Annotated in this window: 16 protein-coding genes and 3 tRNA genes; 5 read left to right on the top strand and 14 right to left on the bottom strand. The window is 39.6% G+C overall.

Annotated features, from left to right (window positions below; all coding sequences use genetic code 11):
- Positions 1–40 precede the first annotated feature (40 nt).
- Entirely contained in the window at positions 41–2,236 is a 2,196-nt protein-coding gene (locus ACMVDV_RS10645) for an EAL domain-containing protein (RefSeq protein ID WP_304179462.1), read from the bottom strand.
- A 268-nt stretch (positions 2,237–2,504) separates the two neighbouring features.
- Here ACMVDV_RS10645 and ACMVDV_RS10650 point away from each other — a divergent pair, with 268 nt between their 5' ends.
- Together ACMVDV_RS10650 and ACMVDV_RS10655 are read left to right on the top strand one after the other, a co-directional pair.
- A complete protein-coding gene (locus ACMVDV_RS10650; RefSeq protein WP_416158100.1) occupies positions 2,505–3,008 on the top strand; it encodes an SRPBCC family protein in 504 nt (167 codons plus the stop codon).
- Positions 2,977–3,864: a TIGR03899 family protein gene (locus tag ACMVDV_RS10655; protein WP_416158101.1), complete on the top strand. Its 888-nt coding sequence runs from the start codon at positions 2,977–2,979 to the stop codon at positions 3,862–3,864. The genes ACMVDV_RS10650 and ACMVDV_RS10655 overlap by 32 nt, the downstream gene beginning before the upstream one ends.
- Positions 3,865–3,888: 24 nt before the next feature.
- Here the strand turns inward: ACMVDV_RS10655 and ACMVDV_RS10660 are convergent, their stop codons facing one another.
- From ACMVDV_RS10660 to ACMVDV_RS10700, 9 genes are all read right to left on the bottom strand, one after another.
- Positions 3,889–4,650 (bottom strand): TIGR04219 family outer membrane beta-barrel protein, encoded by a 762-nt coding sequence (locus ACMVDV_RS10660; RefSeq protein WP_416158102.1) that lies wholly within the window; start codon positions 4,648–4,650, stop codon positions 3,889–3,891.
- Positions 4,651–4,653: 3 nt separating this feature from the next.
- The gene (locus ACMVDV_RS10665; protein WP_416158103.1) at positions 4,654–5,640 is read right to left on the bottom strand and encodes a DUF2333 family protein; all 987 of its coding nucleotides are present in this window, start codon (positions 5,638–5,640) and stop codon (positions 4,654–4,656) included.
- A gap of 8 nt (positions 5,641–5,648) precedes the next feature.
- On the bottom strand, positions 5,649–6,167 hold the full coding sequence (locus ACMVDV_RS10670) for a copper chaperone PCu(A)C (protein WP_416158104.1): 519 nt from the start codon (positions 6,165–6,167) through the stop codon (positions 5,649–5,651).
- Positions 6,168–6,268: 101 nt separating this feature from the next.
- Positions 6,269–6,592: a hypothetical protein gene (locus ACMVDV_RS10675; protein WP_416158105.1), complete on the bottom strand. Its 324-nt coding sequence runs from the start codon at positions 6,590–6,592 to the stop codon at positions 6,269–6,271.
- A 9-nt stretch (positions 6,593–6,601) separates the two neighbouring features.
- Positions 6,602–6,805, bottom strand: a complete 204-nt coding sequence (locus tag ACMVDV_RS10680) for a PspC domain-containing protein (RefSeq protein ID WP_416158106.1) — start codon at positions 6,803–6,805, stop codon at positions 6,602–6,604.
- Positions 6,806–6,816: 11 nt separating this feature from the next.
- Positions 6,817–7,485: a PspA/IM30 family protein gene (locus ACMVDV_RS10685; protein WP_416158107.1), complete on the bottom strand. Its 669-nt coding sequence runs from the start codon at positions 7,483–7,485 to the stop codon at positions 6,817–6,819.
- 237 nt (positions 7,486–7,722) lie between these two features.
- Complete coding sequence (gene dusA / locus ACMVDV_RS10690; RefSeq protein ID WP_416158108.1) at positions 7,723–8,682, bottom strand: tRNA dihydrouridine(20/20a) synthase DusA; 960 nt, start codon at positions 8,680–8,682, stop codon at positions 7,723–7,725.
- A gap of 141 nt (positions 8,683–8,823) precedes the next feature.
- Complete coding sequence (locus ACMVDV_RS10695) at positions 8,824–9,291, bottom strand: hypothetical protein (RefSeq protein ID WP_416158109.1); 468 nt, start codon at positions 9,289–9,291, stop codon at positions 8,824–8,826.
- A gap of 105 nt (positions 9,292–9,396) precedes the next feature.
- Positions 9,397–10,020 (bottom strand): MarC family protein, encoded by a 624-nt coding sequence (locus ACMVDV_RS10700; protein WP_304179442.1) that lies wholly within the window; start codon positions 10,018–10,020, stop codon positions 9,397–9,399.
- A 95-nt stretch (positions 10,021–10,115) separates the two neighbouring features.
- Here ACMVDV_RS10700 and ACMVDV_RS10705 point away from each other — a divergent pair, with 95 nt between their 5' ends.
- The 3 genes from ACMVDV_RS10705 to ACMVDV_RS10715 all read left to right on the top strand — a co-directional run bounded on the left by ACMVDV_RS10705 (position 10,116) and on the right by ACMVDV_RS10715 (position 11,522).
- On the top strand, positions 10,116–10,550 hold the full coding sequence (locus ACMVDV_RS10705) for a transcriptional repressor (RefSeq protein WP_416158110.1): 435 nt from the start codon (positions 10,116–10,118) through the stop codon (positions 10,548–10,550).
- Positions 10,551–10,632: 82 nt separating this feature from the next.
- The gene (locus ACMVDV_RS10710) at positions 10,633–11,100 is read left to right on the top strand and encodes a chemotaxis protein CheX (RefSeq protein ID WP_064665387.1); all 468 of its coding nucleotides are present in this window, start codon (positions 10,633–10,635) and stop codon (positions 11,098–11,100) included.
- Positions 11,097–11,522 carry a secondary thiamine-phosphate synthase enzyme YjbQ gene (locus tag ACMVDV_RS10715; RefSeq protein WP_304179436.1) on the top strand — a complete coding sequence of 142 codons (426 nt, stop codon included), beginning with the start codon at positions 11,097–11,099 and terminating at the stop codon, positions 11,520–11,522. The genes ACMVDV_RS10710 and ACMVDV_RS10715 overlap by 4 nt, the downstream gene beginning before the upstream one ends.
- Before the next feature lie 223 nt (positions 11,523–11,745).
- On the opposite strand, the gene ACMVDV_RS10720 is transcribed toward ACMVDV_RS10715, so the two are convergent.
- The 4 genes from ACMVDV_RS10720 to orn all read right to left on the bottom strand — a co-directional run bounded on the left by ACMVDV_RS10720 (position 11,746) and on the right by orn (position 13,037).
- Positions 11,746–11,821: transfer RNA gene (locus ACMVDV_RS10720), tRNA-Gly, on the bottom strand.
- Positions 11,822–12,021: 200 nt separating this feature from the next.
- A tRNA-Gly gene (locus ACMVDV_RS10725) sits at positions 12,022–12,097 on the bottom strand.
- Between the two features lie 139 nt (positions 12,098–12,236).
- Positions 12,237–12,312 (bottom strand) — tRNA-Gly (locus ACMVDV_RS10730).
- A 179-nt stretch (positions 12,313–12,491) separates the two neighbouring features.
- Positions 12,492–13,037 carry an oligoribonuclease gene (orn, locus tag ACMVDV_RS10735; protein ID WP_416158111.1) on the bottom strand — a complete coding sequence of 182 codons (546 nt, stop codon included), beginning with the start codon at positions 13,035–13,037 and terminating at the stop codon, positions 12,492–12,494.
- Positions 13,038–13,080 lie beyond the last annotated feature (43 nt).

The following is a 13,080-nucleotide window of genomic DNA, read 5'->3' on the forward strand; positions in this document are numbered from 1 at the left end:
AGCTATTTACGCAGGCAGCCAACAGATTGCAACAATCGTATTATTTTTTACTTTCAATATACTGAATAAGCTCAACTTCTGGCATTGGTTTAGCGTACATAAACCCTTGCACTTCATCGCAACCTAATTGTTTAAGAAAATCGGCTTGCGCTTGTGTTTCAACGCCTTCAGCAATGGTTTTTAATCCGAGCTGCGCGCCAAGCGCTATAACCAGCTTAGCAATTGCACCGCTGTCTTTTGCGGGTAAGTCTTTAACAAATGCACGATCTATCTTCAACCTATCCAACGGTAACTTTTGCAAATAACTGAGTGATGAAAAACCAGTACCAAAATCATCTATCGCCACTTCAATACCAAACTCTTTTAGATCTTGCAGTGTTTCAATAACCATCGAAAGCTCATCCATCACCACACTTTCGGTGACTTCTAACTCAATATTTTTTGGGGTCACCTGATATTTTCGCAAAGTATCTTTGACTTGTTGTGCGTAGCCTTTCACTTTAAATTGCGGCACCGACACATTCACCGCAATACAAATTTCAACACCTTGAGCTTCAAGACGCTTTTGCTGCTGGCAAGCCTGCTCCAATACCCATTGACCAATCTCCACAATTAGCCCGGCATCTTCAGCAAGTGGTACAAAAATCGCGGGGGAAATATAATTACCATTACCCGAAGGCCAACGCAGTAATGCTTCGCAGCCTTTTAACGACAAATCACTAAACGCCAACTGCGGTTGATACCATACTTCCAATTTATTATTTTCAAAATCCTGGCGAAGCTGACGAATAATGCCTAATCGCCAAGCCATTTGCTCTTCCATATCAGGAGTGTAGCAAACCGTATTACCCTGATTACCTTTTTTAGCGTGATTCAGTGCGATATAGGCAAGCTTAAGTGTTTCAATACCAGTGGCTTGAAAGTCCTGTTGTTCACACAAACCAATTTTAAAATTAACTGGTAGCAAATGCTCTGCTGCAGCAAACGGCAGGCTTAAATTTTCATTTAACTCGTTTAAATCAAAGCCAGCGCGCTCGATTAAAAAACCAAATACATCCGCACCAATCCGTGACAGCAATTTAGCACTTGGGTATTCTTGCTTGAGTCGTTCAACAATTGCAATAAGTAAGTGGTTACCCACTTCTTGACCTAAGCCATTATTGATATCTGAAAAGTGTGCAACATCAATTAGAATAAATACATACTCATTACTATTTAACCGATGATACTTTTCAACCTGTTGAATAAAATCAGTCCTATTGGCAAGACCTGTTAACACATCTTTATAGGCGGCATCTCTGAGTTTATTAAAAAGCCTAACATTATCTAATCCCACACTGACATTGGTTAAGAATATTTCAGCAAATTGCAGCTGTGTTAAACTTGGTTGACTAACATATTCTAAGTAAATAGCGGCTTGGCGGTTTTTACTTTTCAATAAAAACGTAGTGTCGTGCTCGGTGTGTTGATGCTCGCCAAATGCAAAGCAATTTTGCACTTGGAGAATAATTCGTCCATCATCTAGCTGCTCAACACCTTGACCGATAAAAGCACTAAACTCCGCGCATCCACCTAACACTTGAACTTGGTTATTGTCACCTAAGCTGCCACACACTACACCTCTGGGTGCACAATCTAAAATCACCGAGAGTTGCTTAATCACTGCCATAGTGAATGCTTTAATATCAGTAAAACCTAAAATAGCTTTTGAGGCTAATAAGATATTATTTAACGCTTTGCTTTGGTATTCAAGTTGGCAAACTTGCTCGTATGAGCGAATAGCTGTAACTAACGAGGTTACTAACTTACTGCGGGTGAGCTCTGTTTTAGTTTTATAATCGTTAATATCATATTCGCGAATAACTTTTTCTTCAGGGGCGTAACCGGGTTGGCCAGTACGTAAAATGATACGCACATTATGGTTTTGCAACGTATCGCGCACTTCTTTAACGACTTTTAGGCCTGCATCATCAGATTCCATGACCACATCTAACAGTAATACCGACACATTATTAGTGTTAGCTAATACCTCAACAGCCTCAACGCCAGAATAAGCATGATGAAAGCGCAGTGTTTTACCCCAAAACTCAACACCTGATAAGGCGAGTTCTGTTACTGTGTGAATTTCAGGATCGTCATCAACAATTAAAATGTCCCAATAACCCGCAGGCACAACTTCAGCATCAAGCTCTTCTTCATGATTGAAAAACAAAAAATCATTGTGTTCTGACGTCATTCCAAATCCTTTAAATTCAAATATTACGCGCCATCATTTAATATTAAGACAATTCAACTCTTGACTAATAAGTTATCACTATTTAGCTTATGATACAGTACTAATGTTGATAATTAATGAAGCTTGATTGACAGATTATAGTCGATATTCAATGCCTCGTTGTGCAACAGTGGAATTTATCATCTAAGGAATAGCCATTAAGATTTTACCCAGAGTTACTAAATTTATTTTTCTTATTACTTTGATTCTTTTAGTAATTGGGCTGCTATTGCCGCAGCAATACCAAGTTCAAAAAAGCATTACAATACATGCTCCGCAAACAAACATAACTCCCTTGCTCAGTGATTTTACAAAATGGCCCAGCTGGTCACCGTGGCAAAAAGTAGATCCGAGTATTGTTTTCACCCTTGGAGAGCCAGGCTCTGGCGTTGGTGCACACCAGTTTTGGCAAAGTAGCTGGGGGTTTGGTGAAATGACCATTACCAATATAAGCCACGCTAAAATTGATTTTAATATTTTATTTAATGAAGAGCATATTGTTGCCGGCGAGGTTGTTTTTTCACCACAAGCGAGTGACAACTTAGTGACATGTACGTTATACGGTGAGGTTACTACTCCCATTCTTGGCGGTTATTTAGCGCTTTTTAGTCAATATATTTTACAAAACACCCTAACACTTGGACTTAATAACTTAAAAACAACTGCACAACTACAAACAATACCCCAGAGCGAGAAAGTTGATGACGATTCAAACAGCCCAAGCCAAGATTAACCTCGCTCATATTATTGAAACTAAGCTCGGTTACTCTATGAGTAAAACCCACTCAACTCGTCTTACCGCTGCCAGTGACGATAGCTATGGTCCACAAGGACAAAGCAAATTGCCCTATCAAGTAAATAGTGATAATTCAACACTCGCTAGAGCGCAACATCGCCAACAATTACTACTAGTAAAACAACAGCAAAATATTGAAGCAATCATGGCCATGGCAATGGATTTTTGTCCTGACGTAACCAGTAATGGCCAACCAGACAGTGATTGGGTTGAGCGGTTTATCGCACTGTGTGAAGACACCTCTAATGAGTCAATGCAGAAACTGTGGGCAAAAATTTTAGCCGGAGAAACCGTATCCCCTGGCACATTTTCAATTAAAAGCTTACAAACGCTAAAACAAATGACCCAGCGCGAAGCCGATGCTCTGCAAAAGTGTACGGCAATCTGTGGTTATAATGAAAAAGATCACAGTCATTTAATTTTATTAGGCTTTTATAAAAAACCCTCATTATTTGATTTGCTTCGCAAAGGCAACAAAGTGTCGTTCAATTTAGGTAAAGCCGGGCTCAGTTTTCCAGATGTATTAACCTTGATGGATATTGGCCTGATCTACCGTAAAGAAATTGAATCTGCGGCGCTTAAAGCTGGCCAAGAAATAAACCTAACATTTTTAACCCAACGGGTCGCACTTAAGCCAAAAAGTAACGATTTAGTACTGAGTTATTATAAATTTACGCAAACAGGTGATGAATTACGAAAATTAATCAACACGCCCATAAATAAGGCCTATAAGCAATTATTAAGTAGTGCGCTTGAGGAAGAGTTTGAAGTAACGTGGCACGCAAATAAATAGCTGTGCCACGTAAAAGCAAACAAATTAGAAGTGAATTTGTACGCCTGCAAATGGACCGGATGCATCGATATCAGTGTATAAATCATCAATATCGTCAAGTTCAAGTGTCATTTGACGGTAGCCCGCCTTGATATCTAAATCTATTGCTAAGTTATCAAGTAAAGCCCATGCAATACCCGCTTGGTAATCTTGCACTTTGCTATCATCAATCGCCAATAAGCTGCCTTCAAAGAAGACGCTGAAACCTGTTAACGGTAAACCCACTTCAGCACGGCCATAAACTAATGGCACAAAACCTGAAAAATCGACTGTCTCAGTTGTTGCTTGGCCGTTTGAAGTACCTGTTACAATAATATCACCATCAAACTGCTTAGCATTGACACCTAAATCGATAGACACTAAATCATTATCAAAAATCTCATAGTAAAGAATATAATCAATGTGTGATAAGTCAGTGATGGTGCTAGCGGGTGTATCCGTTGTGAATGATGTATCACCAAACTCAAAAGTACCATCTAAAGTTGTAGAGCCATTGAGTTCAAGCTCTGTGTATTTTAGTTTAATGTTTGGTACTAATGGGATTGGATGCTCAAGCGCCGCATAGTAGCTAACAAATGTTTCATCTTCAAAATTAAAATCTTGCATATTACCGTTGTCAGCAAAACTACCTGAGTTATCAGATTGCCAGCCATCAACACCAACATATAAGCCTAATAAAGTGTCAGCGTGTGCCGCTGGAGCTAAACATGCCATCGAAAGGGCGGCGGCTAAACAGTACTTTTTCATGTTTTATCCTTGCGCTAAAAGTTCGCTAAGTTCAATAAGAGCCGCATTGGCTCTTGAGATATAATTTGCCATTACTAATGAATGGTTCGCAACAAAACCAAAACCATTACCATTTAAAATCATTGGGCTCCAAACGGTTTCTTGGGTTGCCTCAAGCTCACGTATAATTTGCTGTAAGCTTACTCGCGCATTCTTTTTCTCTAATACATCTGCAAAGTCATATTCTACCGCTTGCAAAAAATGTAATAAAGCCCAAGTTGCGCCACGTGACTCATAAAACACATCATCAATTTGCCACCAAGAGGTTTTTATCTGGTTTTGTAATGGTGCATAAGTGGCTTGGTGTGCTTCCTTATCACCAGCTAAATCAGTGTTTAACCGATCTTGACCAACACTGGCACTTAAACGCTGACTTAAGCTACCAAGGCGTTTTTCAGCTTCTTTTAACCAGCCTCGTAAGTTATCTGCCCGCGCATAAAACTGGCTGTCACGGCTGTTTTGGTCGGCTATTTGAGTGCGATAAACGATTAAAAAATCGATACCTTTTTGATACTCACTTTCAGCACTTGGCCACGCCCAGGCTTCTGAGCTGATATTAAATTGTGGTTGAGCTTTTTTTAAGGCTTCGTGTTCAGTTGACTGTGACTGTGAACGGCTAAAATCTTTGCGCATTAATAGCGCTAAATCACGCGTCATCTCAAGTGCGCCATATTCCCAAGCAGGCATGTTATCCATAAAAATACTCGGAGGTATTACATCATTTGATAAATAGCCGCCAGGTTTATTCAATAATGTGCTGGCAACATTAATCAAAGCAGTCGTCGTTGTGTAACCTGTTACTAGTTTTTCTCCACGCTGCTGCGCATCCTGTTTAGCTTGCGTGATCACATTTACGCGGCTTGGCTCAATACTCCAATACACAGATACGGCATAAAATAAAATAAAGACTAATATTAGCCCCGTGATAATTTTCCCTTTATGTTGTGACATTTTACCTCCTAGTGATGTGTATGGTGCTGCTGAGATGGTGGTATTTCTTCAATTTGGCTTTCTAATGAAACCACTGAAGCTTGAGTAAATACCCGATCTCCGTTGCTAAAATATAGCGTGAGTTTGAGTTCTTGCCCTATTTTTAATGGCTCTTTTGGTTCAAAAACCATTAAATGATAACCGCCAGGCTTAAAATCGAGTTGTTGATGAGCTTTGATCTGCAACACATCTACTTTTTGCATTTTCATCATGCCATTAACATGCTGATGTTCATGAACTTCAACACGTCCTAAATTTTCAACACTAACCTTTGTTAACTCTATGACTGTATCACCATGATTTACAAGTGTTAAATAACCAGCGCTGGATTTACTCCCCGGTAAAAAGTCTCTTATTTGAGCATTACTAACAACAACTTTGTTTACAGTCTCATGCTGGTGATCTGCATGAGCGAATAACGCTGAAGAATAAAGGCTTATTGCTAAAATAGCGGGTGTGAGCATAGTAAGTAATGGCTTAAGAGACATTTCGATCCTTGTTATGGTAATCACTTGAAGTACTAAATTTAGCATATTTGCGAAAAAATAGTCAGCTAAATTAGCATTTAAGGTAATTTCAGTGGCTCAAATTAAGCCACTTTATGATTATCAGCAACAAGCCAGCACAAGCAAACAATAAGTAATAACGGCCAAGCAATCATTAAAGAACCAAACAGCAAGGCTAATACCACGCCAACCCCCACAATTAGACCCGCTCCAAGCAAGCCGACACTTACCAGTGCAATCACCGCGATAACAACAATCACCATCACTAGCGCACCAAACAACTCAATGCCGACCCAACTTAAGTCTGCAATCCAAAGAGGAAATTGCCATGAGTCAAATTGCACCACATCAAATGGATTAAATGCTATGAACAACATTACCAATAAACAAAACGCAATAACTTTCATGGCTCTTTCCTAGTACGCTTTATTGTCTAAACAACAATGAGCAATTAAGTAACCTGCTGCTATAAATACAGGAAACTGAATAAAAAGTACGATCGTTGCAAGCCTAGTCGCCCAGATAGGAAAATCGAACCGGCGCGCTAAGCCACTACATACACCCGATATTTTTTTATTTAACGGATCTTTACTCCAACGAGCATGATTAAATGTATTCATTGTTATTACTCCTAAGCGGTCTGTTTCAATTTAGCTTTAAGCTCGGCAAGCTCATTATCTAACGCTTCATCTTTCACTAACGCGTCTATTTGCTCTGCAGTTGAATGTTGTTTTGCCGTTACATCATACGCTTCAACTTGCGCTTCAATTGATTCCACACGTCGCTCAATGACATCAAACCGAGAAAGTGCATGCGCGACTTTATCGCTATTTAATTGTTGATTAACACGTACCCGTGCATTTAATACATGATGAACCTGCGCTAGGCTTTGCTGCTTAGCTTTAGCCGCACTAAGCTTATCTTGCAAACGCTGTGCATCATCACGTAACTTAGCTAATGAATCTGACAATTTAACTAGCTCTGGTGCAATCGCAGCCAAATCATTTGCGACACGTTGCTTTTCTTTCAAGGCTGCGCACGCTAAATCATCACGCCCTTTACTTACTGCAAGCTCAGCTTTTGTTTGCCATTGCGCTATCGACGCTTTTTTATCAGCTTGCTGGCGCTGTAATGCTTTTTCTTCACAGAGAATAGTCGCAGCTGTAGTGCGGCATTCATCTAATGCTTGCTGCATTTCGTGAATTAATAAGTTAAGTAGTTTTTCTGGATCTTCTGCTTTATCTAATACCGCAACGAGGTTTGATTGAATTAGATCATTAACGCGATTAATTAAGCCCATGATTTTCTCCTGTTGATTATGGGTGATTACAACAAAGAGATTCCAAGACTTGTGCCAAGTAACGAAAATAAAAATTTAAACAATAAAAAACAAAAGGATAAGATTAAAAAACAAAAATTAAGCTGACTTTAAAATGAATGTAGATAAGTTAATTTGACTAAAAAAATGCTTTTTTAACCATTATTTAGGTTCAAAAAAAGCCACTAAAAAGTGGCTTTTTATATTTAAATGATATGATTATTCAGGCACAAAACTTAACGCTTTATCCATCACCGATAAATCGGCCTGTTTGCCATGGCCGTTTTCTGAAAGATGACGTCTATAGCCGCGTGCACCTGGTTGACCTTGAAAAATTCCCAACATATGCCGTGCAATATGCCAAAAATTGGCACCTTGACGCATTTCATCTTCAATGTAATCATACATAGCGCGCACCACGTCATGGCGAGAAAGTGTAAATGGGCTATCACCATAAACTTTTTCGTCAACTTCGCTTAAAATAAACGGGTTACTGTAAGCTTCACGACCTATCATCACGCCATCGATATGCGCTAAATGTGCGAGACTATCAGCAATTGTTTTAACGCCACCATTTAAGCTCAGCTCAAGTTGTGGGTAATCTTTTTTTAATTGATAAACTCTTGGGTAATCAAGCGGTGGCACTTCACGATTTTCTTTCGGACTTAAGCCACTGAGCCAAGCTTTACGAGCATGAATAATAAAATCGTCACAGCCAACCTTATGACTCGCTTCGATCAGCGCACATAAAAACTCATATGAATCTTGCTCATCAATGCCAATACGTGTCTTTACCGTAATCGGGATATTAACTTCGGCTTTCATGGCAGCCACACATTCAGCTACCAATTGTGGTTCCGCCATTAAACAGGCACCAAAACGGCCATTCTGTACGCGATCAGATGGGCAACCAACATTGAGGTTCACTTCATCGTAACCACGCTCAGCCGCAAGTTTTGCACACTTTGCGAGTGCATCAGGATCAGAGCCACCTAATTGCAAAGCAACGGGATTTTCATGCTGGTTAAAATGTAGGTAATCTCCGCGGCCAAATAAAATCGCCCCTGTTGTCACCATTTCGGTATAAAGCACCGCGTGCTTAGTCATTTTACGATGAAAAGTACGGCAATGGCGATCTGTCCAATCGAGCATCGGTGCCACGGAAAAACGTCTATTCAAAGTAAAATCCTCAGGTTTATTAGTCGCTAGTATTAGCTACGTAAAAGCGCTGCATTTTACACAAATAGCTGGGCTGCTTCAATGATAAGCATTAAGCCAGTCACAACCCCCGAACAAGCGTTGTAAATGGCTCAATGAAGATTATTTAACTAAGTAATCATAGTTAACACCGCTAACTTCAACAACGGTAACTGCAAGTTCAGTGTAATTTTTAATTTTAGGATTAACTAATTTAGCCCCGACAGCTATTTTTGCAATTTTGTTAGTTTTGTCTAACTCTACAATCTGCAATGACGCTGACGTAGCAAAGTCTGCTGACTGAGTATAATACTCAGAGCCAACACTTGCACTAACGGCTAGATTTGGTTCACTGTTGGAGGTTGATTGCAGCAGAGTGCCTTTTTTCAAATCACTTTTTAAAATGGTAAAACTAAATTTAGGTGTGTTCTTCTCACCAACAAATATAGTTACTGCACTTTGTCCATTTAACTCAAAGTCATGCTCTGTAACTTCAACAACTCTTACTTTGTCGTTATCGTAACTAGGTTCTACGCAAGCTACGGCTCCAAACAGGATCAACGCAGATAAAACAATACTTTTAAGCTTCATTTCTATTCCTTAAATTAAAAAAACCTATAGTGTAAAACTAGATAACACTTAACGATATTTCAATAATTAAATCAGTGAAATATATTTAATCCCATTTACTACTTATTAAAGTGGAGCAACAGCTAAGCCAAAGTAATGCGCAATTCCGCCTAATATATTAGTAACGGCCACTGATGATAATATTAGTCCCATGATCCGACTAATGATACTAGCCCCACTATCACCAATTAATTTATGTACATGGGTTGCTAACAGTAATAAGACTAATACCACGCCAAGCACAGCAATCATCATAGAGGATGTGATTAATTGCTCAACCCAAGTGTATTCTGTGTTTCGAGTCATCAAAACAGCGCCAAGCATGGCACCAGGGCTTGCGATAGAAGGTATAGCTAAAGGAAAAATGGCCGTTTCAGTGCTATTAGGCAAACTTTTAATTTCTGATTCTGGCTTACTTTCGCCAAAAATCATCGATAATGCGAATAATAATAAAACAATACCGCCGGCAATCTGAAACGCAGATAATGGGATATTAATTGCGTTAAGTAACAACTCACCCGCAACTACAAAAAATAACAACACCAAAGCTGAAACAGCCACGGCTTTAAAAATAACTTTACGCTTAAACTTTTCATCATGGCCACGCGTAACTGCAATAAAAACAGGTACGGTACCAATTGGATCAATAACCGCAAAAAAGAAGATAAATATCGCTAATAGCTCATTCATTACTAGACATCCTAGAATAAAACTGTTGAATAAAAACGCTGCAACTACAATACAATATGTTAGTATATCACGGGTAGCGTAAGGATAAGATGAAGATGAATATAGAATCACTCGTTAGTAAAGCCAAGCAAGTGTGTGATAATCGCGGTGCGCGATTTACACCAATCCGTGAAAAAGTATTTCGCTTATTAGCGAGTGCTCAAGGCGGTGTGGGTGCTTATGATTTATTAGAGCAACTAAAACTGACTGAATCAGGGGCAAAACCAGCCACCATTTATCGTGCCTTAGACTTTTTAGCCGAACTTGGCTTTATCCACAAAATTGAAAGCACTAACGCATTTATGCTGTGTCATCATTTTGATCATATTCATCCGGTGCAACTTTTAATATGCGACAGCTGTGGTTTTGTCAAAGAACTACATTCCAGTGTCATTTCGCATGAACTTAACAGTCTTGCTGCTGAAAGTGGATTTATCGTATCTGGACAGACTATTGAAGCCCACGGTAAATGTGGTAGTTGTAAAGAATAATTAAGTGCAGAGCTAAAATAAGTCACTACACTTTAATGTAATAAATTGCAGTAAAACTGCTAAATTCGAGGGATAAACAACAATGAATGTAGAGTTCATCAATCCTTTTTTATCATCTTTGTTGAATGTACTCAGCACAATGGCGCAAACCGAATTAAAACCGGGAAAGCCGAAAATAAAAAAAGATGAAGTTGCCTGTGGCGACGTTTCTGGATTAATTGGCATGGTAGGACCGCAAACTAAAGGCTCATTTTCGATCACCTTTGATGAGAGCCTAGCACTGACTATAATGGAAAGAATGCTTGGTGAACGCCCTGATTCAATCAATGAAGAAGTAACTGATATGGTGGGTGAAATTACCAATATGGTTACCGGCGGCGCAAAAAATTTATTAGGCGAAAAAGGCTATGATTTTGATATGGCAACACCCATAGTTGTCTCAGGTCACGGTCATACCATTACTCATAAAAGTGAAGGGGCAAAAATATTGATCCCATTCACCTCTGATGCAGGTAATGCCAATATCGAAGTTAGTTTCGATAAAATATGAGCTGGTTGCAAAAAACTATTCAGTTAAAGCCTCGTTCAAGAGGCTTTCACATTATTGACAATGAAATAATCACCCAATTACCCGAAATAGCCGATTACCAAATTGGCTTATTACATCTCTTTATTCAACACACATCTGCAAGCTTAACCATCAACGAAAATGCCGATCCTACTGTACGTATGGATATGGAAAGTCACTTCAACAAATTTGTGCCAGAATGTCAGCCTTATTATCGTCATGATTACGAGGGCGATGATGATATGCCTGCGCACATTAAGTCCAGCACCTTAGGTTGTGAACTCACCATTCCAATTAACCAAGGGCGTTTACAGCTTGGTACATGGCAAGGTATCTATTTAGGCGAACATCGTGACCATGGTGGCGCAAGACGTATTGTCGCAACGCTGCAAGGGCAAGTTTAAAAAGCTATCAGCTATAAGCTATAAGCTATAAGCTATAAGCTATAAAAAAGCATTATTCCAACAGCAGAGTAAGTAAAACTATTATTTGCTTTAATTTACGCTAGTGGATTAATAGAGGGTAGATGTTTACTTCGAAGAAATTGAAGCGGCACACGAGGCTCGAACTGCTTATGACTTAGTTCGACCTTGGCATATTTTTTTATTTTTGATGTTTTATAAAGATTGGAGCGGCACACGAGGCTCGAACTCGTGACCTCGACCTTGGCAAGGTCGCGCTCTACCAACTGAGCTAGTGCCGCATTTAAAAGTAGTCAGTAATTTGTCCGTTAGTGCGCGACGAGTCGCGGTAAACGTTCTGGCAACTGAGCTAGTGCCGCATAATATCTAGGTTCTAAGTTCTAAGTTCTAAGTTCTAAGTTCTAAGTTCTAAGTTCTAACAAAAGCTTGTGACTTTCATCTTTTACCTTAAAATTTTTAATCAATTTCTTTGGTGAGAAATTGGAGCGGCACACGAGGCTCGAACTCGTGACCTCGACCTTGGCAAGGTCGCGCTCTACCAACTGAGCTAGTGCCGCATTATAACTTTTAGGTTCTAGGTTCTAGGTTCTAGGTTCTAGGTTCTAGGTTCTAGGTTCTAGGTTCTAGGTTCTAACAAAAGCTTGTGACTTTCATCTTTTACCTTGAAACTTTTAATCAATTTCTTTGGTGAGAAATTGGAGCGGCACACGAGGCTCGAACTCGTGACCTCGACCTTGGCAAGGTCGCGCTCTACCAACTGAGCTAGTGCCGCATAATATCTAGGTTCTAGGTTCTAGGTTCTAGGTTCTAGGTTCTATCAATATTAAACCTCGTTCCTTTAACCTTTCTTCTTGAATCTTTAACTTGTGCTCAAACACACTAACCCCGCGGGGGTTATCGTCTTAAGCGGGGCAGGATTCTACAATAATCCGATGTGTTTGCAAGTGTTTTTTACAAATTAAAGAATTTTTCTTGGTAGACTTTTAATTCCATGATGGAATCTTTGATATCGTCCAAGGCAAGGTGTGAGCCTTTTTTATTCACTTGCGCTAACACTTCTGGTTTCCAGCGTCGTGCAAGTTCTTTAATGGTGCTGACATCTAAATTACGATAATGAAAATAATCTTCAAGCTCACGCATGTATTTATTCATAAAGCGTCTATCTTGGCCAATTGAATTACCACACATAGGTGAAGCGCCCGCAGGAACCCATTGCTTTAAAAATGCCAACGTTTGCTCTACAGCATCTTGCTCTGTGAATGTGCTTGCTTTACAACGGGCGGTTAACCCTGACTGACCATGTTGATTGGTACACCATTCATCCATGCTATCAAGTAGCTCATCACTTTGATGAATAGCAATAGTTGGCCCTTCAGCCAAGATGTTTAACGCACTGTCGGTGACAACAGTCGCAATTTCGAGTATTTTATCTGTGGCTGGTTCAAGACCTGTCATTTCAAGGTCGAGCCAGATAAGATTTGATTTATGAAAAGACATAATTACCTAAGCGGTACTTTCCTTTAGATCCAACGCATTTAGT

Origin of the sequence: Pseudoalteromonas sp. ASV78 (genome assembly GCF_047806705.1) — a bacterium.
In the GTDB taxonomy this organism is placed as follows: Bacteria; Pseudomonadota; Gammaproteobacteria; order Enterobacterales; family Alteromonadaceae; genus Pseudoalteromonas; species Pseudoalteromonas prydzensis_A.

What these genes read in the sequence shown, in the direction of transcription:
- orn (WP_416158111.1), bottom strand. Translation starts at nt 13,037, where the DNA reads ATGTCTTTTCATAAATCAAATCTTATCTGGCTCGACCTTGAAATGACA.
- ACMVDV_RS10665 (WP_416158103.1), bottom strand. Translation starts at nt 5,640, where the DNA reads ATGTCACAACATAAAGGGAAAATTATCACGGGGCTAATATTAGTCTTT.
- ACMVDV_RS10710 (WP_064665387.1), top strand. Translation starts at nt 10,633, where the DNA reads ATGAATGTAGAGTTCATCAATCCTTTTTTATCATCTTTGTTGAATGTA.
- ACMVDV_RS10675 (WP_416158105.1), bottom strand. Translation starts at nt 6,592, where the DNA reads ATGAAAGTTATTGCGTTTTGTTTATTGGTAATGTTGTTCATAGCATTT.
- ACMVDV_RS10705 (WP_416158110.1), top strand. Translation starts at nt 10,116, where the DNA reads ATGAATATAGAATCACTCGTTAGTAAAGCCAAGCAAGTGTGTGATAAT.
- ACMVDV_RS10655 (WP_416158101.1), top strand. Translation starts at nt 2,977, where the DNA reads ATGACGATTCAAACAGCCCAAGCCAAGATTAACCTCGCTCATATTATT.
- ACMVDV_RS10660 (WP_416158102.1), bottom strand. Translation starts at nt 4,650, where the DNA reads ATGAAAAAGTACTGTTTAGCCGCCGCCCTTTCGATGGCATGTTTAGCT.
- ACMVDV_RS10700 (WP_304179442.1), bottom strand. Translation starts at nt 10,020, where the DNA reads ATGAATGAGCTATTAGCGATATTTATCTTCTTTTTTGCGGTTATTGAT.
- ACMVDV_RS10645 (WP_304179462.1), bottom strand. Translation starts at nt 2,236, where the DNA reads ATGACGTCAGAACACAATGATTTTTTGTTTTTCAATCATGAAGAAGAG.
- ACMVDV_RS10685 (WP_416158107.1), bottom strand. Translation starts at nt 7,485, where the DNA reads ATGGGCTTAATTAATCGCGTTAATGATCTAATTCAATCAAACCTCGTT.
- ACMVDV_RS10680 (WP_416158106.1), bottom strand. Translation starts at nt 6,805, where the DNA reads ATGAATACATTTAATCATGCTCGTTGGAGTAAAGATCCGTTAAATAAA.
- ACMVDV_RS10670 (WP_416158104.1), bottom strand. Translation starts at nt 6,167, where the DNA reads ATGTCTCTTAAGCCATTACTTACTATGCTCACACCCGCTATTTTAGCA.
- ACMVDV_RS10715 (WP_304179436.1), top strand. Translation starts at nt 11,097, where the DNA reads ATGAGCTGGTTGCAAAAAACTATTCAGTTAAAGCCTCGTTCAAGAGGC.
- ACMVDV_RS10695 (WP_416158109.1), bottom strand. Translation starts at nt 9,291, where the DNA reads ATGAAGCTTAAAAGTATTGTTTTATCTGCGTTGATCCTGTTTGGAGCC.